Annotated in this window: 22 protein-coding genes and 1 pseudogene; 9 read left to right on the top strand and 14 right to left on the bottom strand. The window is 71.8% G+C overall.

Features of this window, described 5'->3' with window-relative positions:
• Positions 1 to 7: 7 nt before the first annotated feature.
• From Asi02nite_RS06115 to Asi02nite_RS06100, 4 genes are all read right to left on the bottom strand, one after another.
• On the bottom strand, positions 8 to 1,999 hold the full coding sequence (locus tag Asi02nite_RS06115; RefSeq protein WP_203711151.1) for a hypothetical protein: 1,992 nt from the start codon (positions 1,997 to 1,999) through the stop codon (positions 8 to 10).
• On the bottom strand, positions 1,996 to 3,153 hold the full coding sequence (locus tag Asi02nite_RS06110) for a 5'-methylthioadenosine/S-adenosylhomocysteine nucleosidase family protein (protein ID WP_203711150.1): 1,158 nt from the start codon (positions 3,151 to 3,153) through the stop codon (positions 1,996 to 1,998). The genes Asi02nite_RS06115 and Asi02nite_RS06110 overlap by 4 nt, the downstream gene beginning before the upstream one ends.
• Positions 3,150 to 3,878, bottom strand: coding sequence for an NUDIX hydrolase (locus tag Asi02nite_RS06105; protein WP_203711149.1), 729 nt, complete (start codon positions 3,876 to 3,878; stop codon positions 3,150 to 3,152). Before Asi02nite_RS06105 ends, Asi02nite_RS06110 begins: the two co-directional genes overlap by 4 nt.
• A 131-nt stretch (positions 3,879 to 4,009) precedes the next feature.
• A complete protein-coding gene (locus tag Asi02nite_RS06100; protein WP_203711148.1) occupies positions 4,010 to 4,954 on the bottom strand; it encodes a 4a-hydroxytetrahydrobiopterin dehydratase in 945 nt (314 codons plus the stop codon).
• A 172-nt stretch (positions 4,955 to 5,126) separates the two neighbouring features.
• Here Asi02nite_RS06100 and Asi02nite_RS06095 point away from each other — a divergent pair, with 172 nt between their 5' ends.
• Positions 5,127 to 7,640, top strand: a complete 2,514-nt coding sequence (locus tag Asi02nite_RS06095; protein ID WP_203711147.1) for an ATP-dependent Clp protease ATP-binding subunit — start codon at positions 5,127 to 5,129, stop codon at positions 7,638 to 7,640.
• 7 nt (positions 7,641 to 7,647) lie between these two features.
• On the opposite strand, the gene Asi02nite_RS06090 is transcribed toward Asi02nite_RS06095, so the two are convergent.
• Positions 7,648 to 8,019, bottom strand: a complete 372-nt coding sequence (locus Asi02nite_RS06090) for an LUD domain-containing protein (RefSeq protein WP_203711146.1) — start codon at positions 8,017 to 8,019, stop codon at positions 7,648 to 7,650.
• A 95-nt stretch (positions 8,020 to 8,114) separates the two neighbouring features.
• Between Asi02nite_RS06090 and Asi02nite_RS06085 the strand changes: the two genes are divergently transcribed.
• Together Asi02nite_RS06085 and Asi02nite_RS42255 are read left to right on the top strand one after the other, a co-directional pair.
• A complete protein-coding gene (locus tag Asi02nite_RS06085; RefSeq protein ID WP_275410277.1) occupies positions 8,115 to 8,645 on the top strand; it encodes a TetR/AcrR family transcriptional regulator in 531 nt (176 codons plus the stop codon).
• Positions 8,646 to 8,679: 34 nt separating this feature from the next.
• Positions 8,680 to 8,808 (top strand): ATP-grasp domain-containing protein, encoded by a 129-nt coding sequence (locus Asi02nite_RS42255; RefSeq protein ID WP_203711178.1) that lies wholly within the window; start codon positions 8,680 to 8,682, stop codon positions 8,806 to 8,808.
• Here Asi02nite_RS42255 and Asi02nite_RS06075 read toward each other — a convergent pair.
• The 3 genes from Asi02nite_RS06075 to Asi02nite_RS06065 are packed head-to-tail and all read right to left on the bottom strand — an operon-like array spanning position 8,794 to position 11,609.
• Positions 8,794 to 9,903, bottom strand: coding sequence for a winged helix DNA-binding domain-containing protein (locus tag Asi02nite_RS06075; protein WP_203711144.1), 1,110 nt, complete (start codon positions 9,901 to 9,903; stop codon positions 8,794 to 8,796). The genes Asi02nite_RS42255 and Asi02nite_RS06075 overlap by 15 nt on opposite strands.
• Positions 9,900 to 10,544, bottom strand: coding sequence for a spermine/spermidine synthase domain-containing protein (locus Asi02nite_RS06070; protein ID WP_203711143.1), 645 nt, complete (start codon positions 10,542 to 10,544; stop codon positions 9,900 to 9,902). The genes Asi02nite_RS06075 and Asi02nite_RS06070 overlap by 4 nt, the downstream gene beginning before the upstream one ends.
• Positions 10,545 to 10,553: 9 nt before the next feature.
• Positions 10,554 to 11,609, bottom strand: coding sequence for a LacI family DNA-binding transcriptional regulator (locus Asi02nite_RS06065; RefSeq protein ID WP_203711142.1), 1,056 nt, complete (start codon positions 11,607 to 11,609; stop codon positions 10,554 to 10,556).
• 214 nt (positions 11,610 to 11,823) lie between these two features.
• Here Asi02nite_RS06065 and Asi02nite_RS06060 point away from each other — a divergent pair, with 214 nt between their 5' ends.
• The 3 genes from Asi02nite_RS06060 (at position 11,824) to Asi02nite_RS06050 (ending at position 15,480) form a co-directional block, all read left to right on the top strand.
• Positions 11,824 to 13,449 (top strand): glycoside hydrolase family 43 protein, encoded by a 1,626-nt coding sequence (locus Asi02nite_RS06060; RefSeq protein ID WP_203711141.1) that lies wholly within the window; start codon positions 11,824 to 11,826, stop codon positions 13,447 to 13,449.
• A gap of 160 nt (positions 13,450 to 13,609) precedes the next feature.
• Entirely contained in the window at positions 13,610 to 14,803 is a 1,194-nt protein-coding gene (locus Asi02nite_RS06055) for an endo-1,4-beta-xylanase (protein WP_203711140.1), read from the top strand.
• Complete coding sequence (locus Asi02nite_RS06050) at positions 14,803 to 15,480, top strand: polysaccharide deacetylase family protein (RefSeq protein ID WP_239126516.1); 678 nt, start codon at positions 14,803 to 14,805, stop codon at positions 15,478 to 15,480. The genes Asi02nite_RS06055 and Asi02nite_RS06050 overlap by 1 nt, the downstream gene beginning before the upstream one ends.
• A gap of 26 nt (positions 15,481 to 15,506) precedes the next feature.
• Here the strand turns inward: Asi02nite_RS06050 and Asi02nite_RS06045 are convergent, their stop codons facing one another.
• Positions 15,507 to 16,559 (bottom strand): amidohydrolase family protein, encoded by a 1,053-nt coding sequence (locus tag Asi02nite_RS06045; protein WP_203711139.1) that lies wholly within the window; start codon positions 16,557 to 16,559, stop codon positions 15,507 to 15,509.
• Positions 16,560 to 16,576: 17 nt separating this feature from the next.
• On the opposite strand from Asi02nite_RS06045, the gene Asi02nite_RS06040 reads away from it, so the two are divergent.
• Positions 16,577 to 17,929 (top strand): type I glutamate--ammonia ligase, encoded by a 1,353-nt coding sequence (locus tag Asi02nite_RS06040; protein ID WP_203711138.1) that lies wholly within the window; start codon positions 16,577 to 16,579, stop codon positions 17,927 to 17,929.
• Positions 17,930 to 17,958: 29 nt separating this feature from the next.
• Here the strand turns inward: Asi02nite_RS06040 and Asi02nite_RS41425 are convergent.
• The 4 genes and pseudogenes from Asi02nite_RS41425 to Asi02nite_RS06025 all read right to left on the bottom strand — a co-directional run.
• Positions 17,959 to 19,275 (bottom strand): annotated as a pseudogene (locus Asi02nite_RS41425) (alpha/beta hydrolase domain-containing protein); the annotation flags it as partial.
• Between the two features lie 65 nt (positions 19,276 to 19,340).
• The gene (locus Asi02nite_RS06035) at positions 19,341 to 19,889 is read right to left on the bottom strand and encodes a QsdR family transcriptional regulator (RefSeq protein WP_203711137.1); all 549 of its coding nucleotides are present in this window, start codon (positions 19,887 to 19,889) and stop codon (positions 19,341 to 19,343) included.
• A gap of 19 nt (positions 19,890 to 19,908) precedes the next feature.
• Positions 19,909 to 20,700, bottom strand: coding sequence for an MBL fold metallo-hydrolase (locus Asi02nite_RS06030; RefSeq protein WP_239126515.1), 792 nt, complete (start codon positions 20,698 to 20,700; stop codon positions 19,909 to 19,911).
• A complete protein-coding gene (locus Asi02nite_RS06025; protein WP_203711136.1) occupies positions 20,697 to 21,497 on the bottom strand; it encodes an alpha/beta hydrolase in 801 nt (266 codons plus the stop codon). The genes Asi02nite_RS06030 and Asi02nite_RS06025 overlap by 4 nt, the downstream gene beginning before the upstream one ends.
• Positions 21,498 to 21,729: 232 nt before the next feature.
• Here Asi02nite_RS06025 and Asi02nite_RS06020 point away from each other — a divergent pair, with 232 nt between their 5' ends.
• Positions 21,730 to 23,160 carry a pectate lyase family protein gene (locus Asi02nite_RS06020; protein WP_203711135.1) on the top strand — a complete coding sequence of 477 codons (1,431 nt, stop codon included), beginning with the start codon at positions 21,730 to 21,732 and terminating at the stop codon, positions 23,158 to 23,160.
• A gap of 52 nt (positions 23,161 to 23,212) precedes the next feature.
• Here Asi02nite_RS06020 and Asi02nite_RS06015 read toward each other — a convergent pair whose 3' ends face one another.
• A complete protein-coding gene (locus Asi02nite_RS06015; RefSeq protein WP_203711134.1) occupies positions 23,213 to 24,052 on the bottom strand; it encodes an MBL fold metallo-hydrolase in 840 nt (279 codons plus the stop codon).
• 137 nt (positions 24,053 to 24,189) lie between these two features.
• Between Asi02nite_RS06015 and Asi02nite_RS06010 the strand changes: the two genes are divergently transcribed.
• The gene (locus Asi02nite_RS06010) at positions 24,190 to 25,284 is read left to right on the top strand and encodes a threonine aldolase family protein (RefSeq protein ID WP_239126514.1); all 1,095 of its coding nucleotides are present in this window, start codon (positions 24,190 to 24,192) and stop codon (positions 25,282 to 25,284) included.
• Positions 25,285 to 25,347: the final 63 nt, after the last annotated feature.

Below are 25,347 nucleotides of genomic sequence, written 5' to 3'. Positions count from 1 at the left end.
CTGGCGATCAGCCAGAAAGCCGATGTATGGAGTCCGCAAGGTGGGTGAGCTTTTCGTCGGCACGATGGCGTCGGTGCTTCACCCATTCCTTGCCCTCGGCGGCGACACCTTCGAGAACGTGCAGCGTGTGACTGAGCCCAGCGGCGTCGAGCGACAACTCAGCGATCTTCGTTGGATCCTCGTCGCGTTGGAGTGATTCATCGTCAGGGTCGCTCACCCGGATGGAGATGGGATCTCCGTTGACCAGCGTCAACTCGAACGTCTGCTGTTGGGTCGAGATGCCGTCGATGCGGACCGCGGCGACGGCGTCGAAACGGTAGTTGAGCCGCTGCGTGGTGCGCGCCGCGCCCATCTCGAAATTGAGGTCGATGTTGGACTGCCGGACGCCGTCGTCGGTCAAGAGGAACAAGAGGAGGCGATACGTGGAGTACCGCCAAGGACCCCGCGGGTAGCGCGCCTTCTTGCAGGAAGGCCCAGGCGCCTCGATGAACGCGTGTGCGATCACATGGCTGGGGCGGACCCTGTACTGCCGCATGGCCTGGTCGACCAGAACCTTGCGGTCGCCTTCGAGCCAGCCGGCCATCTCGGTGTCCGTGGGCTTGTCGGACAACTTGTGGCACCAGCGGCGGTATGCCGCCCAGCGGGCTGTCTCCATCTCGGCTCGTTCAGCTTCGTCGTCGACGACTCTGCGTCGTTCCGCGATGATCCGGAACGACGAGCGCACCGCCGCGACCGCGGACGCCACCGCGAGCATGAACCATCCGGCGCCGGACAACGGTGCGTCGATCACAATGGCGGGAACCGCCCAAAGGCTCCCCGCGGCGACGAAAGCCAGACCGCCGATGTGCAGGGCCTTGGTCCTGGCCGGAGGGCGCAATTTCCGGCGGTACGCCGTCAAGGTGTCCTGTTCCCACTTCGCACGGACATCGCTCACCATGTGCCGGACGAGCCATGCGACCCGTGCAGCCTCGACCCGTTGCTCCCGGTAGAGGTCGACGACCTCATCGCGGAGACGTCGCCGGATCCCCGCCGTCTGCGCGAGCCAGTAGACCCTGTCGGTTCCTTGAGGGACGTATTGGCCGAAGTATCGGTCGAACAGCCGGTCCACCTTCCGGGCGAAACCTCCCGATGGTGCTTCTCGTCGCCGCTGCTGGGGAAGGCGAATCTGGCGTTCCTTCGCGCGAAGGCGCGTGCCGCGGTAGTACCGGTCCGCGCCGCCTACACAGAAGGCGGCCAGCCCGACCAGACCGAGGAATCCGCCGAGGAACGGATCAAGCGAGCCGCCGACTGCGGCCAACACGATCAACTGCACCGATGCGAGGCTGAAGACGGCGGCGCCGACGCCAACGCGCAGCCACTCCCACAGAGGCACGGTGGCGGGCTGCACCGGAAGGGTTCGAGGCTTGGCTGGTGCGGGGTGGAAGAATTTCCAAACTCGGCCAAAGCGGTCCCCTTCCGTGCGCTGCGACATCGCGAGTGCGACGGACCTTCGCCACATCTCGTCCTGCATCGCACCTTCGAGCAGCGCCTCCAGATGCCCGTAGATCCCGTCGCGTTGGCGTTGGTTCAGGGCGTCGATCTCCTTGACCACCAGTTCCGCGTCGGCGTTACGGACCGATCCGAGGAGGCGAAGAACCACCTTCAGCCCCGCGGCCCATTCGTCACGGCTGTCAAGGTAGGGCAGACCCGCGCAGATGGCAGCGAGCCGATCGAGTTCCTCCGGGGCGAGTTGACGCAGCGTGCGCCCACTCAAGAGAGCGATGAGTCGATAGAAGTGGACCTGGGTGGTCACATAACCGCCTGCGATCGCCTCTTCGATGAGCGTGCGCGCCTCATCGCGAACCCGTGCGTCGAGGTATCTCAGCGCGAAGCCGAACTGCTCCTGTGGACTTGCGTTCGGCGGAAGCCGGTAGAAGTTGATATCACCGTGGACCACTCCTGCTTGCACGTCGACGTGGGCATCCCCTTGGGCGAGGTTGGTCGCACCCGGAATCGTCATGACATTCGCCGAACGACCGCCATAGTCGACGCGACCCGCCCCGCCAAGTCGGCTACGTCGGACGTCAGGCCCCGCAACCGCTTCAGTGCGACCAGGAGGCCACCCGTCCTAGGGGCGTTCGCGGAGACGCACCGTGTTGCGGCATCCAGTTCCGACTCAGCAGCAGCATAGGTCGCTTCGTCCAGCCGACCGTCGCGATGGGCCAGCCGAAGACGGGTCCGCAGGTCGGCGATGCTCGCCATCAGGTCCACCGGTTGCTCGGCGTCGGCGCCGATCGTGACGTTGCCGTAGATCTGGCCCGCCTGTACGCCGACCGACGCGTTCCCCGTAGCAAGATTCCGGGTGCCCACGGGCATCGCTGGGCTTCTGTCACCGTCCGGAACGCCCGGTTGGCCGGCCGGACCGTCGTTGGTCAGTTCTCGCGCCAATGCGATCGCGAATGTTGCGGCGTTCCGTGCGGCCTTCGGCTGCCAGCGCTGTCCGTCGCTGGCTAGCTTGCTGCCGTCCGCGTGGTCGCTGATGCCACGTATCACCACGACGGGCAGGGCACGGTTGAGGTGTCCCGCTTGGGCCACACCTGCTGCTTCCATCTCGATCGCTACCGCGTCGTTATAGTGCTTGCGTATCCAACGGGCCTGCTCGGAGATCGCCGAGTCCTGCACAATCTCTCCTGCGGCGATCGGCCCGAAGTGGACAGCAGGCGCCAAGCCTGTCCGAAGAGCACCATGCCACGTGGTGGACCGGGCGACGTGGTGGGCTATCTGGTCGGCCTCGTGCGGTATCTCCCAGGCTTTCGGACGGGCCTTCAAACCGTCGTCCTCGCTGGTGCCGCCGTGATAGGCGTAGATCTTGCTGGCGACGACGACATCACCGAGCTGGATGTCGGGCCAGAGACCACCAGCCACACCGACGAACAGCACGGCGACCGGCGAGAACTCGGCGATCGCCCGTTCCGCCAGCACAGCCGCAGGATGGTTGCCTTTGCCAACCAGTCCGAGCGCGACCCGGCAGTCAGTTTGGTCGATCCTGCCAAGCTCGAAACGCGTGCCGGCCGGGTGTCGCCGCACTCGCAGGTCGGACAGTTGGCTGCGGACCGCTTCGTACTCGAGGTTCAGCGCCGTAAGAAACACGACGAGACGACTGCTCGGGCTCACGTTGCCTCCTGGCTGGTCGGCCCCTGAGGTCGGGACATCGGAGGATGCAGGATCGTGCGGGGGCCTGGTCGAAACAGCCGAGCGGGCCGCCCGCCGACGTTCTTACGAGTAGGACCGGCGGCGACGATGAAGCCATCCACACTCTGCACTTTCCGATAGAAATTCCGTGCGTCGAGCGTCACCCCCCACACCGCTTCGTAGACGTCCTGAAGCTCAGAGATCGTGAACGTGGGCCCGCAGAAGGCCGTCGCGAGCGCCGACCGCTCCAATTTTTCCCGTGCCCGGTGGATGCCATCGGTCAAGATCTCGGCATGGTCGAAGGCAAGATTCGACTCACCGGCCAACGCCTGCGTCACCGGCATCCAACAAGCCCGGGACGCGTCTGTGCCGGGAACCGGTTCCGGTAGACGTGGGGCGACGGCCAGGTAGGCCGCGGAGACGACCCGCCCCCTGGGGTCGCGCTCCGGTGCGCCGTAAAAGCCGAGTTGTTCGAGGTGCAACTCGTCCGGCCCCAAGCCGGCCTCTTCGGACAACTCTCGATGGGCGGCGGCCGAGAGGTCCTCCTTGTCATGGCTGAGAAAACCGCCGGGCAAGGCCAAGGCACCCCGGTAGGGCTCGATGCCGCGTTGGATCAGCAGTACCTGCAGCCGGGATTGGCGCAGCGTGAGGATGACGAGATCCACCGCGAGGAGAACGGTCGGCGGAACCCAGCGATCGTCAGGCATGAATGCATCGTAGGCTTACTGTCATATTGACAGTAAGCCCGGCAAGTGTCGGATTCCATCACCTGCCTGGCGCTGGGGACGGCTGCCGTCGTCGCCGCTCCGTCGTCTCGAATAGCCGGCGAGGTCGCGGGCTAGCCCGCCATGCCGCCGGCGGCTTCGTCGATGGCCGTGTCGACGCGGTGGGCCAGGTCTACATCGGACTCCGTTACCGTGCCCGTCGACGACGTCCAGGCCGTCAGTGTCGCCGTGCCCGCTGACGGGCGGGCGATGTGGGGTGAGCGGCCCGTTTCCGCCCTCAGCCGTTCGATCCGGGGCAGCACCCGGTCGAGGTTGTCCGGCGGCAACTCGATCGTCCGGCTGATCGCGTGCGCGTCACCCGACCACTCCGGCAGATCCCGCAGCGCCGCCACCACGTCCGCGTCGCTCAAGGGCAAGGGCCGGCCCGGGGTCGTCCGCTCCTCCGGTGGCAGCGGGTCCGCGAGCGACGCCAGCGGCGGCGGCAGCGGCAGGTCCAGGCCCGCGTCGCCGAGGACCGCGAAGACCGCCTGCACCTTCACCCTTATCTGCTCCGGGCGTTGCTCCACCAGGCGCCCCACCTCGCGCAGGAACATGGTCAGGTCTCGCTCCGGCGGCCCCGCCATCGCCCGTGGCACCTCCAGGTCCGCGGGCAGGCTCGCCAGGAGGCGCTTGCCGTCCGGGTCGTCCAGGGAGCGGGCCGTCACGCCCACCACCGCCTGGGTCAGCGTCCGTGCCTCGGCGAACTCCGAACCCGTCAGCGTCGCGATCTCCGTGACCATCTCCCGGTAGCGCAACCGGGGACCAGCCCCCGCATCCGTCGAGCGATCAGCAGGCGTGCGCCGGGGCCACGTCGGCGACGGCGTACCCGGTGCGGAGATCTGCTCCCCGCCCACCGGCGGCTTGTTGTGGCCCGCGGCGGGCGGCCCCGACCGGCGTTTCTGCTCCTGGTGCTCCTGTTGCTTCGAGGAACCCAGCGTCACACCCTCCGCGCTGGGTGAGCGGTCGGCGCGGCGGGCCTCGCGGGCCAGTTGGCGACGGCGCCGGTTGTCGCCTTCCATCTCTTTCGGGGCCATGAACCGGGTTGCCCGCTGCGCCCGGGCCTACACCACCAAAGAGAACGCGCTTTCGGCTCAGCCGTACCGCCGGTCCCGGGTGACGCGCGCGACGGTTTGCCCGCCCGGTGAACGGGTAGGCGCCGCGAAGTGCCGTTTCGTCCGGAGGAGTGGGGATATGTCAACCGGTTACTGGGGAAATGGGCCATTCGGCGGCGACCCGTTCGACGAGTTCATGGCCCAGTTTCTTTCCCCCGGCCAGCCTCGGGCGCGGCTCGACCTGGGCAAGGTGATGAGCCAGGACGCCCGTGACCTGCTCCAGGCCGCCGCCAGTGAGGCGACCGAGCTCGGCAGTACCGATCTCGACACCGAGCACCTGCTCTGGGCGATGACCCAGCGGCCGCCGCTCAACGAGTTGCTGTCCCGGGCCGGCGCCGATCCCGCCACGCTGGCCGGCGAGATCGAGCAACGCGACCGGCGCGGCGGGGCGGTGCAGGGCCCGCCGGCGCTGACCCCGGCCGCCAAGCGCGCGCTGTTGCAAGCACACCAGATCTCCCGGCGGCTGGGCTCCTCGTACCTCGGTCCCGAGCACATCCTGCTCGCCCTGACCCTCAACCAGGAGACCGAGGCCGGGCGGCTGCTGGCCATGCACGGCATCAACCCCGAGTCGCTGCAGGCGGCGGCCCGGCCCGGCGGCGCCACCGCACCGCGGACAGCGCCGCCGCAACCGGAGACGGGCACACCGACCCTCGACCAGTACGGGCGTGACCTGACCGCGATGGCCCGCGAGGGCCGGATCGACCCCGTGGTCGGCCGGGCGAATGAGATCGAGCAGTGCGTGGAGATCCTGGCCCGGCGCACCAAGAACAACCCGGTGCTGATCGGCGAGGCCGGCGTCGGCAAGACGGCCATCGTCGAAGGGCTGGCGCAGCGGATCGTCGACGGTGAGGTGCCGCGCACGCTGGCCGGTAAGCGGCTCGTGCAGATCGACGTGACGGGCCTGGTCGCCGGCACCCGTTACCGGGGCGACTTCGAGGAACGGCTCAAGAACCTGCTGGACGAGGCGCGTACGCACGCCGACGACCTGGTCGTGTTCATCGACGAGATCCACACCGTGGTGGGCGCCGGAGCCGGCGAGGGCGCGACCGACGCGGCCAACATCCTCAAGCCGGCGCTGTCCCGCGGCGAGCTGCACGCGGTGGGTGCGACCACATTGGACGAATATCGTCGGTACATCGAGAAGGACGCCGCGCTGGAACGGCGGTTCCAGCCGATCCTGGTGCCGGAGCCGAGCGTCGAGGACACCGTCGAGATCCTGCGTGGACTGCGCGACCGCTACGAGGCGCACCACGGCGTGCGCTACACCGACGAGTCGCTGATCGGTGCGGCGGAGCTGTCGGACCGCTACCTGACCGACCGCTTCCTGCCCGACAAGGCGATCGACCTGATCGACCAGGCGGGCGCCCGGGTGCAGCTGCGCAGCCGGTCCGTCGCCAAGGACGAGCGCGAGATCGAGCAGCGGATCGACCAGATCTGCCGGGACAAGGACCAGGCCGTCGCGGCGGAGCTGTACGAGCGGGCAAGCGAGCTCCGCGACCAGGCCTCCGAGCTGCGCAAGCAGTTGGACGACCGCAACGCAGACGGGCACGGTGACGTGCAGGAGGTGACCGCCGAGGACATCGCCGAGGTCGTCTCGCGGGCGACCGGCATCCCGGCCCGGCAACTGTCCGAAGAGGAGAAGGAGCGACTGACCAATCTGGAGCAGCGCCTGCACGAACGGCTCGTGGGCCAGGACGAGGCGGTACGCGTGGTCGCGCAGGCGATCCGGCGGTCCCGCACCGGGCTCGGCGACCCGAACCGGCCGATCGGCAGCTTCCTGTTCCTCGGCCCGACCGGCGTCGGCAAGACCGAGCTGGCCCGGGCGCTGGCGGAGACGCTGTTCGGCAACCAGGACCGGATGATCCGGCTGGACATGAGCGAGTTCCAGGAGCGGCACACGGTCAGCCGGCTGGTCGGGGCCCCTCCCGGCTACGTCGGGTACGAGGAGGCCGGCCAGCTCACGGAGGCGGTGCGCCGCGCGCCGTACTCGGTGATCCTGTTGGACGAGATCGAGAAGGCGCATCCGGACGTGTTCAACCTGCTGCTGCAGGTGCTCGACGACGGGCGCCTGACCGACAGCCAGGGCCGTACCGTCAGCTTCAAGAACACCGTGCTGATCATGACGAGCAACCTGGGCTCCGAGCTGATCACCGCGGAGCAGCCGTCGGTCGGTTTCGCGACCGCGGGCAGCGGCGACGCCGACCGCGACCTGCGGGACCGGATCACCCGCCGGCTGCGCGAGGAGCTGCGGCCGGAGTTCATCAACCGGATCGACGAGGTCGTCATCTTCCGGCGACTGGAGCCCGAGCAGCTCGTGCGGATCACCGACCTGATGCTGGAGCAGACGCGGCGGCGGCTGCACGCACAGGACATCGCGACGGAGTTCACGCCGGCGGCGATCCGGTGGCTGGTCGATCGGGGCTACGAGCCGGCGTACGGGGCGCGCCCGATGCGCCGGACGATCCAGCGCGAGGTCGACAACCGCCTGTCGGAGATGCTGCTGGACGGCCGCGTCTCGCCGGGCCAGAAGGTACGGGTGGACGAGCGCGACGGCCAGTTGACGTTCGAGGTCGAGTCACCGGTGACGGCGTAGGACAAGGTCAGAAACCGACGACCTGGCGGATCAGGATGACGTGGATCCGACTGGGCTGCTCCTGGTGGATCTCCAGGACCTTGCCGACGCTGCTGTGGATGCCGTACGCGGCCCGGGCCCGGACGTCCTCGAGCGGCAGGCTGTGCCGGCGGATCCGCTCGTGCGCGACGGCCAGGTCCGGCACGATCTTGTGCGCGCCGACGACGAAGACGACGTTGGCCGCGCCCCATGCGTAGCTGGCCATCTGGCTGCCGGACGCCGACGCGATGACGAGCGCGCCGTCCTGGGTGACGGCGTGCACGCTGCCCAGCGCGTAGTCGGTCTGGCCGGAGACGATCTTCATCTCCTGCGCCTGGGTCCGGAAGTCGAGCGCGGCCATCCGGCGGCGGGCGGAGTCGTAGGACCCGCTCTCGTTGACGGCGGCGTCGAGCCCGACCGGTCGAACGCGCCGATGCCGCGCGAAACCGGCGGCATCTGCTCACGACCGCGCGCGAGATGCTGGCCGAGGACCCCGAGCGGCTGACCATGGACTCGCTCGCGGAGCGGTCGGGCCTCGGCAAGGGCACCGTCTTCCGCCGCTTCGGCACGCGCGCCGGCATCTTCCAGGCACTGCTCGACGACGGCGAGCACGAGTTCCAGCAGCGGGTGCTCGCGGGCCCGCCACCGCTGGGCCCGGGCGCACCACCGCTGGACCGGCTGGTCGCGTACGGCCGGGCTCGGGTGCGCTTCCTCGTCGAGCACCACGAGCTGGCCCGGGCGGCCCTCGACGCCCGGCAGCCGATCCCGGCCGGGGCCGAGTCGCCGATGTCCCGGTCGCACATCCGGATGCTGCTGGGCCTGATCCCCATGGGCCCGGTCGACCTCGACATGCTGTCGGTCCAGCTGACGGCGGCCCTGGACGGCCCGCTCCTGCTCTGGGTCTCGGCCGCCGACGTGGGCGCCGCCGAGCAGTCCCTGGCCCGCGGCTGGCAGGACCTGGTCGAACGCGTCTGCCGGCCGTTATAGGGCTGCGTCACGCCTCGCGGGTCGGGCACGATGCCTGGCCCTGCGCGCGGACGGTGCGTGGCGCGTCATCGAGCTCGGCGACGGCCAGGTCAGCGACCGCCCGCCCACCGTCGCCCCGGAGGCGCTGCTCGCGGCGTTGAGCGGGCAGTCAGCCCGCCGGTAGGACGCGGACCTCGGCCGCCGGGATGCCCTTGGTCCACCAGTGGCGGAAGCGGCTGTAGACGGCCGGGTCGCGGTCCGCCAGGAAGGCCGTGAGGGCCGCCGCCTCGGCGGCGAGCGCGGCCCACGTCCCGTCGTCCAGCCGGTGGAAGGCGCTGGCCTCGATGCCGTCGTCGGTCGGGCGCCAGACGCCTGCCACGTAGCCGTCGACCAGCAGCGTCGGGAGCACGTCGCCGTTGCGGCGGACGACCAGTGGGCGGTAGGCCGCGGGGATCAGGCGCGTGCGGTCCGCGTACGCCAGCAGGACGTTGTCCCACATCGGCAGCAGGCGGGGTGGGGCCGGCGTGTCGTCCGGCGGTAGCGGTGGTGCGTCCGGCACGTCCAGCAGGCCGTCGACGCGCGTCAGGTCCAGGGCCGCCACCGCCGCCTTCACGCGGGCGCTGTTGAGCATCGTGAAGCGCATGATGTCCGATGTGGAGGCCGGGCCGTACGCGGACAGGTAGCGGTGCACCAGCGTGGCGACCGAGGGCTCGTGCGAGGCCCCGCCGGACGCCGCCTCGAACGACGCCGGGTGGCGGAACGACCACGGGCCGCCCGTCGGCACGTGGCGCAGCGGCGCGAACGTGCGCAGCGCCCACCACATCTGGGCCGGGTCGCCGACCCGGCCCGCGAGCATCGCCTTGATCTCGTCGCCCGAGCGCGGCCCGTCCGCCGTGAACGCCGCGACGTCCGCCAGCGCCGAGAGCGCCTCCGCGTTGGTCAGGTCGCTCTCCAGCCAGCGGTAGTCGGCCAGCCGCGACGCCCGCAGCAGCGGTGTCATCGCCGCGTGCAGCACCGCCCAGTCGTCGCCGTGCACCGCGTGCAGCGTGACCCGCAGCAGCGTCGACCGCACGACCGTGCCGGTCGCGAACGCGCGGTCCACGTCGGCGGCGTCGAGGTCCGCGAGCCGGTTCCAGAGCGCGAGATACGGCGACGCCGGCTCCTGCGCCTGCAATGCCAGCAGCCGCCGTACGGCCTCGGGCACCGGCAGCCGCGACCGCTCCAGCAGCGACTGCCGGGCGAGCGTCGCCCTGTTGAGTTGGCGCGGGCTGATCGTCACGCGCGCAGGTGGGCCACGAACACGACGTCGGGCTCGCCGCGGTCGACCTCGGTGAGCACCGTGGACACCGGCCCGATCGTCGCCGCCAGGCGGGCCTCGTACGCCTGCGACGCCGCCGCGCTCCAGACCGCCAGCACGCCGCCGGGCGCCAGGCGGGCGCGGAGCAGGGCCGTGCCGGCGTCGCCGTACAGGGCGGCGTTGGTGTCGAACACCGTCCAGTCGGGACCGTTGTCGACGTCGACGCAGATGGCGTCGAACAGCTCGTCGGTGGACACCAGCCACTCCCCCAGGTCGGCCGTCACCACCCGCACCCGCGGGTCCCGCAGCGCCGACCCGCTGAACGCCGCCAGGTGGGTGGCGTGCCAGGCGACGACGGCCGGCTCGATCTCGACCACCACGATCTGCGACCACCGGTCGTCACGCACCGCCTCCGCGAGCGAGAAGCCCACGCCGAGGCCGGCGATGAGCAGGCGCGCCCCCGGCTCGACCGCGCCCGCGGCGGCGCGCACCAGGGCGCGCTCGGACGCTCCGGACCGGGTGTCCATCAGGAACACGCCGTTGCTGATCAGCTCGTAGTGACCCGCGTCGCCGCGCAGGACCAGCTCGCCGCGGTCGGTCACGACCCGCTCGAGGATCTCCATCCCCCGAGCCTATTGTTTCGACGGAGGCACCGCGCTGTCGCGGACGATCAGCTCCGTCGCGAGCTCGACCCGCGGGCTCTCGATCTGCTCGCCACGGGCCAACCGCAGGACGGTACGCGCGGCCAGCAGCCCCATCTCTGCCAGCGGCTGCCGCACCGTGGTCAGCGGCGGCGAGCACCAGCGCACCTCGGGCAGGTCGTCGAAGCCCACCACGCTGACGTCGTCGGGCACCCGCAACTGGCGCTGCCGCACCGCCTCGTAGACGCCGAGCGCCATCTGGTCGCTGGAGGCGAAGATCGCCGTCGGCGGCGCGTCGAGCGCGAGCAGCTCGGTGCCCCCGGCGAAGCCCGCCTCGTGGTAGAAGTTGCCCGGCCGCACCAGCGCGTCGTCGAGCGCGATGCCGGCCGACTCGAGCGCCGCCCGGTAGCCGTCGAGCCGGGCCCGGCTGCACATCAGGTGTGGCGGGCCACCGATGAAGCCGATCCGCCGGTGGCCGAGACCGATCAGGTATTCGGTGGCGTGCAGGCTGCCGACCCAGTTGGTCGCGCCGATCGTCGGGGCCTCCTGCGGTGGCACGCCGGCCGGGTCGACGATCACGACCGGGATGTTGAGCCGGCGCAGCTCGCTCTGCAGCGGCGGCTCCAACGTGGACGTCACGAAGATGACGCCCTCGGTCGACCGGGTGCGGATGTTGTCGAGCCACTGCTTGGCCGACGAGGTGCGGCGGTGGATGGCCGACACGACGGTGCCGACGCCGGAGGAGTGTGCGACGTCCTCGACGCCACGGATGATCTCGACGGCCCACGGGCTGTCGAGGTCGTTGAAGACCAGGTCGACCAGGCCGGAGTTGGCCCGCATGCTCGGCGGGCGGCGCCGGTAGCCGTGCTGGCTGAGCAGGTCCTCCACCCGTTTGCGGGTGTGCGGCGAGACGTCGGCGCGGCCGTTGAGGACCCGCGACACGGTCGGCACCGACACTCCCGCCAGGCGTGCGATCGCCGCGATGGTCACTGTCCTCTTGTCCTCGGAGGCCGACTCCTGCGAGGCCACGGTTCGCCCTTTCGTCATGGGTGGAGCCTAGGCCCGTCGATCAGTCCAGCACACCCGCCGAAACTTTCAGGTCGATTTCCGGTATGCAGCGACGTTACGACGTGCGCAACGGCCGGTCAAGGAACTGTCGAATCTCGATGTGAATCGGTACCTTGTTCGGAACGCTCGCCGATCCCGAGGCCGAGCGGCTTCCGGAAATGGCCGGAAGCGCGGACCCGAAGGGGAGCTGCCCATGTCGATCGAGACCGCAGCCACCGCCACCGCCGCCCGGTCGATCCAGAACCCGGTCCTGCCCGGCTTCCATCCGGACCCGTCGATCCTGCGCGTCGGCGACGACTACTACGTGGCCACCTCGACGTTCGAGTGGTATCCAGGCGTCCGGTTGCACCACTCCCGGGACCTCGTGCACTGGCGGCCACGCGGCGGCGTCATCACCGACCGGCGGCTGCTCGACCTGCGCGGCGCCGGCGACTCCAACGGCGTCTGGGCACCCGACCTGACCTATCACGACGGTCGGTTCCACCTGATCTACAGCGACGTGGCCAGCTTCGCCAGCGGCTACTGGGACCCGCGGAACTTCCACACCAGCGCGCCGAGCGTCGACGGGCCGTGGGACGACCCGACACCGCTGCACGGCCGGGGCTTCGACGCGTCGCTGTTCCACGACGAGGACGGCAGCACCTGGCTGCTCAACCTGAGCACCGACTGGCGGCCCGGCCGCGACCGCTTCGGCGGCATCGAGATCCAGCGGTACGACCTGGCGGCACGGGAGCTCGTCGGCGCGCCACGGATCATCTTCACCGGCACGGCCGCCGGGCTCACCGAGGGCCCGCACCTCTACCGCCACGAGGGCTGGTACTGGCTCGTGACCGCGGAGGGCGGGACGAGCTGGGAGCACCAGGTCACCGTCGCGCGGGCACGGGAGCTGTTCGGGCCGTACGAGGCGGACCCGGCCGGTCCCCTGCTCACCTCGGCCGGCCGGCCCGACCTGCGCCTGCAGAAGGCCGGGCACGGCAGCCTGGTCCGCACGCCGGACGGCGGCTGGTACCTGGCCCACCTGGCGGCCCGGCCCGCCACCCCGCTGGGCAACTGCGTGCTCGGCCGGGAGACCGCCATCCAGCGCGTCGACTGGCCCGACGGCGGCTGGCCGCGGATCGCCGGTGGCGTCCCGGCCGACGAGGTCGCGGCGCCCGGCCTGCCCGACCACCCCTGGCCGGACGAGCCGGCGACCGACCACTTCGACGAGCCGGTGCTGGGGTCGCGATGGGCGACGCTGCGCCGACCGGCCGGTCCGGAGTGGATCGACCTGACCACCCGCCCGTCGCACCTGCGCGTCCGCGGCGGGCAGTCGCCGGTCGGCCGGCAAGCGCCGAGCCTGGTCGCACACCGGGTCGGGGCGCCGGGCTGCGAGCTGTCCACCGTGGTCGAGTTCGACCCGGCCGACCACCGCCAGCTCGCCGGCGTCACGGCCTACTACAACACCCTCAACTGGCACTTCCTCTACGTGACCCGGTCCGACGACGGCCGCGTCGTGCTCGAGCTGCTGAGCAGCGACCGCGGCCGGCGCACGGCCCACCCGGGGCTGACCGTCGACACCGGCGGCGCGACCCGGGTCGGGCTGCGCGCGGAGTTCGACGGCCCGGTGGTCCGCTTCGGCTACGACCTGGGCTCGGGCTGGCGGGAGCTGCCGATCGCGCTGGACGCCACGATCCTCTCCGACGAGCACGCCGCGCTGATCGTCGACGGGGAGCCCGCCGCGTGGGGGTTCACGGGCGCGTTCCTCGGCCTCTGGGTGCAGGACCTCGGCGCGGACGGCATTCACGCCGACTTCGACGAGGCCACCTACCGGGAGCGATAAACCGGCAAGCGCTGAGGCTGTGCCCGATTTCCGGAACTCTTTTGGATTGACGCGGGGCAATCTCGGCCGTTACGTTTCGGCAAAGTTACGGAACTCGATCCGTAACTATCGGCGTCGCTCGCGATCGGCACTGTGGCCGATCACCCCGAGAGGAGCGCACATGCAGCTGAAACGATGGCTTGCCGCCGGCGCGGTCGTGCTCGCGACCGGTGCGGTGGCGGGCGCGGTGCCCGCCACGGCGAGCCACCCGGTCGACCCGTCCCAGCAGAGCCTGCGCCAGCTGGGCATGCGGCACGACCTGTATATCGGCACCGCGGTCGACATGGCCGCCCTGGCGGACCCGGCCGACCCGCAGTACCGGCAGATCGTCTCCCGCGAGTTCAACTCGGTCACCGCCGAGAACGTGATGAAGTGGGGCGAGCTCGAGCCGACCCGCGGCACCTACAACTGGGCGCCGGCCGACGAGCTGATCGCCGCAGCGAAGCGCAACAACCAGAAGGTCCGCGGCCACGTGCTGGTCTGGCACAACCAGCTGCCGACCTGGCTCACCACCGGCGCCAACGACGGCACGATCAGCAAGGCCGAGCTCCGCGACATCCTGAAGAACCACATCACCACCGTGGTCAAGCGCTACAAGGGCAAGATCTGGCAGTGGGACGTCGTCAACGAGGCCGTCAGCGACCCGTGGGACAACCCGCCGACGTTGCACTACAAGGGTTTCTGGGCCCAGCACCTCGGCCCGGGCTACGTCGCCGACGCGTTCCGCTGGGCCCGCGCCGCCGACCCCAAGGCGCTGCTGTTCTACAACGACTACAACATCGAGGCGTTCGGCTCGGGTGACCCGGCCAACGACAAGACGCAGTTCGTCTACGACATGGCCAAGCAACTGTTGCGCGACGGCGTGCCGATCGACGGCATCGGCAGCCAGGGCCACCTCGGCACCCAGTACGGCAACTACGACACCCTCCAGGTGACGGCCGCGCTGAAGCAGTTCGCCGGGCTGGGGCTCGCGACCGCGTTCACCGAGGTCGACGTGCGCAGCCAGCTGACGGCCGGCGTGCAGGCGGGCGACAGCAACGAGATCAACCCGCGCCTGCAGGCCTCGGCGGCCAACTACAGCGTGCTGCTGCAGGCGTGCCTGGCCGACCGCCACTGCCTCTCGTACACCGTCTGGGGTTTCACCGACCGGCACTCGTGGGTGCCCGGCTGGTTCAGTGACCCGCCCGAGGGCCTCGCCACCATCATGGACGAGAACTACCAGCCCAAGCGGGCGTACAACCTGATGAAGGCGGACCTGATCCACAGTGGACCGCCGTACGTGCTGCCGCGCGTCCCGCAGAAGCCACGCCGCTGATGCGGAGCCTGGTCACGATGGTGGCGGCGGTCGGTCTCCTGCTCGGCGCCGCGGCGCCGGCCGGCGCGCACGGCCGGGTCAGCCCCGACATCGTCGACACCGCGAGCGGGCGCGGCAACGTCGTCAGCCTCACGTTCGACGACGGGCCGAACCCGCCCGACACGCCGGCCCTGCTCGACGTGCTGCGGCGGCACCGCGTCAAGGCCGTGTTCTGCCTCTGGGGCGACCACGTGGTCGCGCATCCCGAGGTGGTCCGGGCGATCGCCCGGGCGGGGCACACGCTGTGCAACCACAGCATGCACCACGACGACCTGACCGCCCTGACGCCGGAACAGATCGCGGCCGACCTGCGCGCGACCAGCGCCGCGATCCGGCGGGCGGTGCCACACGCCCGGATTCCCTTCTTCCGCGCGCCGTACGGTGCCTGGGGAGCGAGCGCGGACGTGGCGGCGTCGCTCGGGATGCGGCCGCTGGGCTGGCGGTACGACATCGCCGACTGGGAACCGCCCGGCACGGACGTGCTGGTCCAGCGCCTCCTGGACCGGCTCACGCCGGGCGCGGTCGTCCTGGCGCACGACGGGGGCGGCGACCGGAGTCAGACCGTCGCGGCCGTCGACCGGGTGATCCCGGTGCTGAAGGCACAGCGCTGGCGGTTCACGCTGCCGCGAGGCTGCTGAACCGCGGTAAGGAGGCGGAAGGGACCCTATCGGCCGGGGCCCCTTCCGCCCACCGCGGGATAGACGCGGTGCGCGTTCTCCGTCGTCCGGCGGGCCAGGTCGGCGCCGGCCGCCGCGCGGAACAGGGCCGCACCCAGGAAGTGCAGCTCCGGCAGGGCGAACCCGTCGGAGGAGTAGAGGAACTTGCCGTAGGGGCACAGCTCCAGCGCCTCGGCGAGCACGGCGCCCGCCCGCGCGCCGACGTTGTGGGTGGCCAGCCCCAGATCCAGGTGTACGGCCGGGAAGACCTGGGCCAGATAACCGGCGTTGCGCTGGTAGGGGTAGCAGTGCAGCAGCAGCACCGGCACCCCGGCCAGCTCGACGGCCCGCAGCCACGGTGCCAGCAGCAGCGGGTCGCAGGCGCGCAGGTCGACGTCGCGGTCGCCGAGTCCGGTGTGGAACTGCACCGGGAGCCCGGTGTCCACGGCCGCGAACGCGAGGAACCGGTGCAGCGTCTCGTCGGCCAACCGCCCACCACCGCCGGCCAGCCACCGCCCGGCGGCCACCGCGACGTCCCGGACCGACGGCCGCTCGGGACGCAGCGCGAGCCCCACCCGGTAGGCGGCGACCGACTTGAACGCCACCGTGGCGGGTCGGGCGGCCGCCGTGGCCAGTGCGTCGCGGACGGCGGCGCCGAACCCGCTCGCCGTGACACCGGGTGCCAACCCTTCGGCCACGGCCTCCAGGCGGACCACCTCGTAGGACGCCGCCCCGGCCAGCGCGCCCAGCTCGGCGGGCGCGGTCAGCGGCTCCGGCGCGAACCCGGTGTCGACCAGCACGGCCGCGAGCCCGGCGGCCCGCAGCAGCCGCCGGGCCACCTCGGCGTGCCCCAGCTCCGCCCGCCGCCCGAGATACTCGGCCGGCGTCGCCGCGCCCAGCAGCGGGAAGCAGTGCTCCCGCAGGGCCTCCCCCAGCGCGGAGTCGAACAGCGTGGTGCCCGGCGCCGGGCCGTCCGCCTCGGTGAGCCATGACTCGAACGTCGCCCGATCGAGATCCCGCCGCACGACGCCGTGGCAATGATGGTCCACCAGCAGCTCCATCGTCCTAACCTAGGTCGGTGGACGCCACCGACCGCGACCGCCGGGCCGAGCGGGCCCGCGACGCCGCCGACCGGCTCGCCGCCGAGGGCATCGACGGCGTCGCGCTGACCTGGGTGGACACCAGCGGGGTGACCCGGGTCAAGGCGGTGCCGCTGGCCCGCCTCCCGCACGCCGCCGCCTGGGGCGCCGGCGCGTCGCCGGTGTTCGACACGTTCCTGGTCGACGACGGCTCGGTGCTGGGCGCGTACGCCGGCGGCCCGGTCGGCGACCTGCGGCTGCACCCCGACCTCGACCGGCTGGTGCCGCTGGCCGCCTCGCCCGGCTGGGCCTGGTCGCCCGCCGACAGGTTCGACCAGGCCGGCGAGCCGCACCCGCTGGACGCCCGCTTCCTGCTGCGCCGCGAGATGGCCCGCCTGGCCGGGCTGGAGGTCCGCTGCGGCTTCGAGGTCGAGTGGTGCGTGTCCGCCGGCATCGGTGACGAGTTCGTCCCGGCCACCACCGGCCCCGCGTACGGGATGATCCGGCTGGTGGAGCTGGCGCCCTACCTGCGTGCGGTGCTCGCGGCGCTGACCGCACAGGGCGTGCTGGTGGAGCAGATCCATCCCGAGTACGCCCAGGGCCAGTTCGAGGTCTCGGTGGCGCCGCAGGACCCGGTCGGCGCGGCCGACACCGTGGTGCTGGTCCAGGAGACCGTGCGCGCGGTCAGCGCCGCGCACGGGCTGCGCCCGACGTTCGCGCCCGTGGTGGTCGCCGGCCAGGTGGGCAACGGCCGGCACGTGCACCTCAGCGTGCTGCGCGCCGGCGCGAGCGGGATGTCCGGCGGCACCGGGCCCTACGGGCTCGACCGCGACGGCGAGGCGTTCGCGGCCGGCATCCTGGCCCGGCTGCCCGCTCTGCTCGCGCTCGGCGCCCCGTCGGTCGCCTCCTACCTGCGGCTCGTGCCGGCGCGCTGGGCCGGCGCGTACGCGTGCTGGGGTCTGGAGAACCGCGAGGCGGCCCTGCGGCTGATCGCCGGCCCCACCGCGAACCTCGAGGTCAAGTGCGTCGACGCGGCCGCCAACCCCTACCTGCTGCTCGCCGGCCTGCTGGCGGCGGGCCGGGCGGGGCTCGCGGCGGGCGCGCGGCTGCCCGACCCCGTGCCTGTCGACCCGTCGGTGCTGGCGCCCGACGAGCGCGCCGACCGGGGCATCGACCGCCTGCCGGAGACGCTGACCGCGGCCGTGGTCGCCTTCGAGTCCGACGAGGTGCTGGCGGAGGCGCTGGGCCCGGCCGTCGTCGACACGGTCGCCGCGGTCCGCCGGGGCGAGATCGCGCTGTTCGACGGCGCCGACGACGAAGCCGTGGTGGCCGCGACCCGCTGGCGCCACTGAGCCCGCACCGCCTCGCGCAGGTTCTGCGCGGCGTCCGCCGGCTGGAGGTAGCCGGCCCGGATGTTGCGCAGGTCCGTGGCCACCACGCGGGCGACATAGCCCAGGTGGGTCCGGTAGAGACCGTCCAGTGTGGCCTCGTCGAACGGCTGGTGCGTGCCGAACAGGAAGCAGAACGACTCGCCGGCGTTGTCGCCCGTGTTGAGCGCCCGCGGCACGTCGATCTGCGACAGCCGGATCCCGCCGCGGACGAGGCCGAGCGCGTCGCGGGCCTTGGTGCCGTCGGCGTTGAACGCGATCGGCGCCGCGGTCGGCGGCGGCGTGCCGCGCTCCACCCAGCGCTCGAGGTGCGCGTACGCGGCGGCGGTCACGTGCTGCACCGGGATCCGGCTGAACGGCGGCTGCGCGCAGGTGTAGACGGGCGCGGCGCCGAGGTTGCGTTCCTGGATCGGCGCCCGGTAGACCTTTCCGTTCCAGCCGCTGTGCGCACCACCGGCCACCTCCCAGCGCCGGAACCGGTCGGTGTCGGCGGGCCGCACCGGCGTGCGCACGTCGGTCTCGGAGAGCACCTGGAACACCGGCTCGGCGCCGGCGCGGGTCGGCGCCGACCCCACGATGAAGCTGTACCCGTCGTAGACCGGCCGCACCTGCGGCAGCACCTTGTCGTAGTAGACGGTCATCCGCGACGCGGACTGCGAGGCCCCGATCGCGAGCACGGTGCGGGGCTTCAGGCGGCCGAGCGGGCCGTCCGTGAGTGCCGTGCCGGCCTGGGCGAAGATGTCGTACGAGAGCTCGTCGCCGACGAACCGCCCGCCGCCCGTGACGTCCAGCGCGCCGTACCGCGTGGGGCTCCAGCCGCGGAGCTGGTCGACGCCGACGCGCTGCGCGGAGACGCCGACCCAGGCGTGCCCGGCGCGGGTGGTCGCCTCGGCGTTCCACAGGGCGTCGAGGTCGTAGCCGGCGGTGACGTTCTGCCACTCGACCAGCACGGTGCCGCTGAACTGCCGGGCGCTCGCCGGCCGGCGCACGACCAGCCGGGTCTGGTAGGGCACGTCCGTGGCCACCCGGGTCCCGGCGGTGTCCCACCCGTCGGCGACGCCGGAGAGGTAGAACTCCTGCTCGACGTAGCCGTGCCGGGCCAGGTCGAAAGGCGTCGAGAAGAACGGGTACGTGTCGGCGAGGTCGGGCGAGCGCGGGTCGCCCGGCGCCGTCCCGGGGATCGGTCCGCGCACCGTGGGCCGGGCCACCGGCTCCCGCCCGGTCGAGGTCGAGGCGGCCGCCGGCGCCGCGGTCAGCGACGCGCAGAGCAGGACGAGGGCGAGCGCGGCACGGCGCCAGGGACGGCTCATGCCGGCACCATAAGCAGCCGTCGATGCGGGCGGCTACGGACCGCGGCGAAGCTGCGACGGCCGTCTCAGCAGGCCTCCAGCACGGCGCGGGCGGCGCGTTCGGCGGTGTCGGGGTCGGCGGGGCGGCCGCGGAGCAGCTCCGCGTAGAGAGCCGACTCGATGACCCGCACGTAGAGGAACGCGGCGCCGTCGAGGTCGCCGGGCGTCCAGGTCGGGTCGGCGGCCTCGGCCAGGATGTCGCGCTGTGCCCGCACCACCCGGGCGTGCACGTCGCCGGCCGGGGTGAACAGCACCCGGGCCGCGGTCGCCGGCTCCGCGCGCAGGAAGGCGACGAACGCCTCGGCCTGCCGGACGCCGTCGGCGAACCGCCGGGTGGTCTCCAGGACGCCCTCGATGCCGGGGCTCGACGTCTGTGCGCGGGCGCGGGCCAGCATCCGGCCACCGAACCGCCACAGCACGTCGCCGAGCAGCGGATCCCGCCCGGGGACCACGCGGTAGAGCGTGGCGCGGCTGACCGAAAGGGTTTCGGCCAGCGCGGCCATGTCCACAGTGGCGTGCCGCAGGAAGAACGCGCAGCCGCCACGCACGACGCGTTCCTGGCTGACCACTCGCATACCGGTGACGATAGGACGGTCAGACGGAGATCTCCACCGATGTGCCGATCGGCAGCCAGCGCACGGCGGCACGGACCGGCGCCGGCGCGGAGGCGAACGCGCGTTCGACCTCCGGCCGGGGATCCGCGAAGTGGCTCCAGCCCTCGTAGTGGACCGGGATCGCGATCTGTGGCCGCACCAGCTCGCAGAGCTCGACCGCGTCGCGGCCCGTCATCGAGTAGCGGACCGGACCGGTGATCGGGAACCGCACCCCGCCGAGGTGCAGCACCGCGGTGCCGACGTCGATCCGGGCGGCGACCTCGCGGACACCGCCGTAGAGGACGGTGTCGCCGGTGAACCAGAGCGCGCCGTGCCGCTGCCCCGGCCAGGTCAGCGCGAACCCGATCACGTCGCCGACCAGGGGGTGGCTCAGCGGCGGGCCGTGCCGGCACGGCGTGGCGGTCACCTCGACGGCGGGGCGCCCCGGCCGGGACAGGGTCAGCGCCTGCCACGGCCGCAGCCCGCGCGCCCGGCCGCCCAGCCGCCGGGCGCCGGACTCCGTGGTGACGATCTCGTCCACGGTGGACAGCAGCTCGCGGCCCGCGTCGTCGAGGTTGTCGGCGTGGTGGTCGTGGGTCAGCAGCACCGCGTCGATCGGCCCGAGCGCGTCGAGGTCGACGGCCGGGCCGGTCAGCTTGCGCGACGAGGTGCCCAGGCCGAACCCGTACCGCCGGCCCGGTGGGTCGAAGGTCGGGTCGGTGAGCAACCGCCAGCCGGCGGCCTCGACCAGGGTGGTCGGGCCGCCGACGTGCGTGATGCGAACCTCGGTCACCGGGCGTGCTCGAGCGCCCAGTCCAGGGCGTAGTCGGCGATCTCCTCCCAGCCCTCCTGGGCGGGCAGCAGGTGCGCGTACCCCTCGTAGACCTTCACCTCGGTGATGGTTTCGCCCTTGTAGTGCGCGGCGTTGGAGCGCTGCACGCTCGGGGGCATGATGTGGTCCTCGGTGCCCGAGATGAACAGCAGCGGCGCCCGCTTCTCGTTGTGGTAGTCGACGGCGATGTCCTGCGGGCCGGGCATCAGGTTGGCCAGCACGCTGTTCCAGAGGATGCCGCCCGAGGCGGGGATCGCGTAGCGCTCGTAGAGCGCCCTTGCCTCGTCCTGCGCGAAGGTGTTGGTGAAGGCGTAGTTCCACTGCTCGAAGTCGAAGCCGACCGCGCGGTGCCGGTTGGCCGGGTTCTTCAGCACCGGGAACGTGGACTTGAGCTGCGAGAGCGGCGTGACCCGGACGCCCTCGGTCGGTGCGGAGTTGAGGGCCACCGCGCTGGCGCCGTAGCCGCGGTCGAGCAGCACCTGCGTGAACGCGCCGCCCGCCGAGTGGCCGATCAGGATCGGCGGCCTGGGCAGCGCCCCGACCACCTCGGACAGGTGCGCGATCACCTGCGGCGCGGTCAGCGCGGCGATCGGGGACGGGTCGGCGTTGAGCGCCTCGACCTCGACCTCGAACCCCGGGTAGCCGGGCGTCAGGACCGTGAAGCCCTTGGCCTCGTAGTGCGTCTTCCAGTTTTCCCAGCTGCGTGGGGTGACCCAGAAACCATGGATGAGAACGATCGTGTCGGGCTTTTCGCTCATGCTCAGGCTCTCCGGAAAGGTCGAGTCGGGCGCCGGCGGACGGCGACATCATCGCACCCGGACACCGCACGTGTCCTCGACCGAACGCACTGCAAACTTCCTGCACACGTCAAAGCATTGACGAACATAGTTGTTAAGCCCTACGTTGCCCGAGGAAAGCGCTTTCCTATCCGATCTCGGCACGCCGGCGACCAGCCCCGCCGGCGCATCGGCACATGGAGGTTCTTTCGAAATGCGACACTCCGCTCCCGCGCGCCGCGTACGCGCGCTGCTGGCGGCCGCCCTCGGCCTGCTCGCGGCCGTCGCGGTCACGCAGGTGGTGGCCGCACCCGCGCATGCGGCGACCATCGACACCGGTGCCTATTACGTGCTGGTCTCCCGGCACAGCGGCAAGGCCGTCGACCTCTACAACTTCAACACGGCCGACGGCGCGCCCATCGTGCAGTGGGCCCGCAACGACAACAACGCGCAGCAGTGGCAGTTCGTCGACGCCGGCAACGGCTACTACAAGCTCCGCTCGCGGCACAGCGGCAAGTTCCTGGAGCTGCCCAACGCGACGGACGGCACGCAGCTCGTCGCGAACTCCGACAACGGCACGACCCGCCAGCACTTCGCGGTCCGCGACACCGACAGCGGCTTCGTGAAGTTCCTCAACCGGCACAGCGGCAAGGCCCTGGACGTCTGGGAATGGTCCACCGCCGACGGCGGCCGGATCGCGCAGTACGCCGACCTCGGCGGCTTCAACCAGCAGTGGTCGCTGAACCGGGTCGGCAGCGGCGGCGGTGGCGGTGGTGGCGGCGGCACGCCGCAGACCGGCCTCGTCGGCTGGGCGACCCAGGGTGGCGGCACGTCCGGGGGCGGCAGCGCCGCCGCGACGACCGTGACCAGCTCGTCGGCGCTGTCCAGCGCGGTCTCCGGCACGACCGCGCGGGTGGTCCGGATCTCCGGCACGATCTCCTGCTCCGGCATGATCTCGGTCGGGTCCAACAAGACCATCCTGGGCAACTCCGGGGCGGTTGTCGACGGCTGCGGGCTCAACGTGTCCAACGCCAGCAACGTGATCATCCGCAACATCTCGTTCCGGGACTGGGACGACGACGCGATCAACGTGCAATATTCGACGCGCGTCTGGGTCGACCACAACAGCTTCACGAATGGGTACGACGGCGCGGTGGACGTGAAGCGGGCCTCGGACTACGTGACGATCTCGTGGAACCGGGTCTACGGCCACGACAAGTCCATGTTGCTCGGTCACAGCGACGACAACGCGAGCGAGGACCGCGGCCGGCTGCGGGTCACCTATCACCACAACTGGTTCGACGGCTCCGGGACCCGGCACCCGCGGGTGCGCTTCGGCAACCCGGTGCACGTCTACAACAACTACTACCACAACAACGAGTACGGCGTCGCGTCCACCATGGGCGCCGGCGTGCTGGTCGAAGGCAACTACTTCGAGGGCGTCGACGAGCCGACCCTGGTCGGTTACGCGGACTCCGACGACGGCGCCGTCGTCCAGCGCAACAACTACTTCACCGGCTCCGGCTCACCGGAGAGCGGCGGCGGCTCGGTGGCGAGCATCCCGTACTCGTACTCCCTGGAGAGCGCGAGCAACGTCAAGGGAAGCGTGACCGCGGGGGCCGGCGCCGGACGGATATCCGTCTGACCGGCAGGGACGACCCGGCGCGGCGGCGAGATCGCCGCCGCGCCGGCCCGCCTCAGGGCTTGGCCGCCTCGGCGTTGTGCCAGACCAGGGTCCGGTTGATCCGGTCCGGGTAGCGCTCGATCATCGTGTCGTAGAGGCCCTGCGCGTCGGTGCTGCGGCGCACGGCCTCCTCCCAGTCGCGCAGGTAGTCGCGGGTGGCGTCGATGGCCCCGGGGTCGTCGCCGGCGCCGGGCGCCTGGTGGCCCGCCACCACCGCGCGCGGCCGCAGCCCGTCGACCGTGTCCAGGGCGCCGAACCAGTCGTGGAGGCCGTCCTGGCCGGCCTCCCCGAGATAGAGGTGTACGCCGTTGTAGACGCTGTCGCCGGCCACCACCAGGCCGATCGAGAGCGCGTGCAGGGCGGTGGTGTGGTCGGTGTCGCTGTGCCCCAGCGGGACCACGACCAGCTCCTCCCCCTCGATCCCGATCGTGTCGCCGTCGAGCCGCTCGGCCACCACCGGATCGCCGATCTGGTCCGGGAACCGCGGCCGCCAGAACCCGTCCAGCAACGCCGGGGCGACGTGCGCGGCCATCACCTCGACCACCTCGGGCGTGGCCACGAGCCGCGCCTCGGGGAACCGTTCGAGGACGGCGGCGGCACCGAAGAAGTGGTCGCCGTGCCCGTGCGTGACGTAGATCGTCGTCAGGTCCTTCCCCGACGCCTCGACCCAGTCGGCCAGGTCGTGCCCCTGCCGGTCGGTGAGCAGCGCGTCGACGAGCACCGCCTCCCGCTCACCCTGGATCAGGGTGGCGGTGGTCGGCGACCACACCTCCTGCCGCTCCCCGGCGGGCAGGTCGTCCGAGACCACCGGCGCCTCAGGCGCGACATACGTCGCGTACGCGAGTCCTGGCATGACGACTCCCCGTGCTCGTGCCTCTCCGCCAGGCTCGCACCGATCACCGCGGGTCGTGGCGATTCAGGGCGCTGATCTCTCCGGAACCGGTCGCGGCGGCGCCCCCGTCGCCGCGGCCGCCGGTGGTGGTTCGCCGGGTGCCTGCGAAGATCGGCTTCGTGTCCGACAACCTGAGGCAGCGTCGCGTTGCCGCCGTGCGTGCGTGTGGGCGGATCCTCTCCGGCGAGCGGCCGCTGACCATGCGGGAGCGGCTCGCCGGCCTGGACGGTCTGGACGGGATGCCCGACTACTACGGCAGCGACGGGCCGGTGGCCGAGCTGGAGGCGCGCGTCGCGGGGCTGCTCGGCACGGAGGCCGCGGTCTTCTTCCCGACGGGCACGATGGCGCAGCAGGTCGCGCTGCGGTTCGGCGGCACCGGGGCGGTCGCGCTGCACCCGCTGGGTCACCTGGAGATGCACGAGCGGCTCGCGTACGCCCAGCTCAGTGGCCTGCGCGCGGTCTGGCCCACGACCGAGCCGCGCAACCCGACCGCGGCGGAGATCCTGGCGCTGGCCGAGCCGGTGAGCACCGTGGTCGTGGAGCTGCCCATGCGGGACGCCGGGTTCGTGCTGCCGACCTGGGACGCGCTGGTCGCCGTGACCGGGGCGGCGCGGACGCGCGGCGCGCGCGTGCACATCGACGGCGCCCGGCTCTGGGAGTCGACGCCGCACCTCGGCCACGGTCTCGACGCGGTCGCCGGGCTCGCGGACAGCACGTACGTCTCCTTCTACAAGACCCTCGGCGGCCTCGGCGGCGCGGCGCTGGCGGGCACCGCCGACCTGGCCGCGTACGCCCGCGCCTGGCGTCACCGGCACGGCGGGCAGGTGTTCCAGCAGTGGCCGTTCGCGCTGAGCGCGCTGGCCGGTCTCGACCGCGAGCTGCCCCGGGTCCCGTCCTACGTGCGGCACGCCCCGACGGTGGCGACGGCGCTGGCCGGGCTGCCGGGAGCGCGGGTGTTCCCGGCGCCGCCGCACACGCACCAGTTCCGGCTCTGGATGCCGCATCCGGCGGACGCGCTCAACGACGCGGCGCTCAGGCTGGCGGAGTCGGCCGGCATCTGCTTCGTCGGCGGCTGGCGCGACGCGGAGGTGCCGGGCATGGCGCTGGCCGAGGTCACGGTCACCGCTCCGGCCTTGGACTGGACGGCCGACGACGTCGCCGACGCCGGGTCGCGGTTCCTCGCTCTCCTGTGAACCCGGCGGGGCAAACAGTCGCTTCAATCGATTGCATGATCGATGACACATCGGTCAAGACGG

Source organism: Asanoa siamensis (genome assembly GCF_016862555.1).
Taxonomy (GTDB): Bacteria; Actinomycetota; Actinomycetes; order Mycobacteriales; family Micromonosporaceae; genus Asanoa; species Asanoa siamensis.
This window is presented reverse-complemented; position numbering and strand designations above follow the sequence as displayed.

Excerpts from the sequence above, each read along its gene's own strand:
- Asi02nite_RS06045 (WP_203711139.1), bottom strand. The coding sequence starts at position 16,559 with ATGGAGCTGCTGGTGGACCATCATTGCCACGGCGTCGTGCGGCGGGAT.
- Asi02nite_RS06095 (WP_203711147.1), top strand. The coding sequence starts at position 5,127 with ATGTCAACCGGTTACTGGGGAAATGGGCCATTCGGCGGCGACCCGTTC.
- Asi02nite_RS06060 (WP_203711141.1), top strand. The coding sequence starts at position 11,824 with ATGTCGATCGAGACCGCAGCCACCGCCACCGCCGCCCGGTCGATCCAG.
- Asi02nite_RS06050 (WP_239126516.1), top strand. The coding sequence starts at position 14,803 with ATGCGGAGCCTGGTCACGATGGTGGCGGCGGTCGGTCTCCTGCTCGGC.
- Asi02nite_RS06025 (WP_203711136.1), bottom strand. The coding sequence starts at position 21,497 with ATGAGCGAAAAGCCCGACACGATCGTTCTCATCCATGGTTTCTGGGTC.
- Asi02nite_RS06020 (WP_203711135.1), top strand. The coding sequence starts at position 21,730 with ATGCGACACTCCGCTCCCGCGCGCCGCGTACGCGCGCTGCTGGCGGCC.
- Asi02nite_RS06115 (WP_203711151.1), bottom strand. The coding sequence starts at position 1,999 with ATGACGATTCCGGGTGCGACCAACCTCGCCCAAGGGGATGCCCACGTC.
- Asi02nite_RS06100 (WP_203711148.1), bottom strand. The coding sequence starts at position 4,954 with ATGGAAGGCGACAACCGGCGCCGTCGCCAACTGGCCCGCGAGGCCCGC.
- Asi02nite_RS06065 (WP_203711142.1), bottom strand. The coding sequence starts at position 11,609 with ATGACGAAAGGGCGAACCGTGGCCTCGCAGGAGTCGGCCTCCGAGGAC.
- Asi02nite_RS06035 (WP_203711137.1), bottom strand. The coding sequence starts at position 19,889 with ATGCGAGTGGTCAGCCAGGAACGCGTCGTGCGTGGCGGCTGCGCGTTC.
- Asi02nite_RS06055 (WP_203711140.1), top strand. The coding sequence starts at position 13,610 with ATGCAGCTGAAACGATGGCTTGCCGCCGGCGCGGTCGTGCTCGCGACC.
- Asi02nite_RS06090 (WP_203711146.1), bottom strand. The coding sequence starts at position 8,019 with ATGGCCGCGCTCGACTTCCGGACCCAGGCGCAGGAGATGAAGATCGTC.
- Asi02nite_RS06070 (WP_203711143.1), bottom strand. The coding sequence starts at position 10,544 with ATGGAGATCCTCGAGCGGGTCGTGACCGACCGCGGCGAGCTGGTCCTG.
- Asi02nite_RS06105 (WP_203711149.1), bottom strand. The coding sequence starts at position 3,878 with ATGCCTGACGATCGCTGGGTTCCGCCGACCGTTCTCCTCGCGGTGGAT.
- Asi02nite_RS06015 (WP_203711134.1), bottom strand. The coding sequence starts at position 24,052 with ATGCCAGGACTCGCGTACGCGACGTATGTCGCGCCTGAGGCGCCGGTG.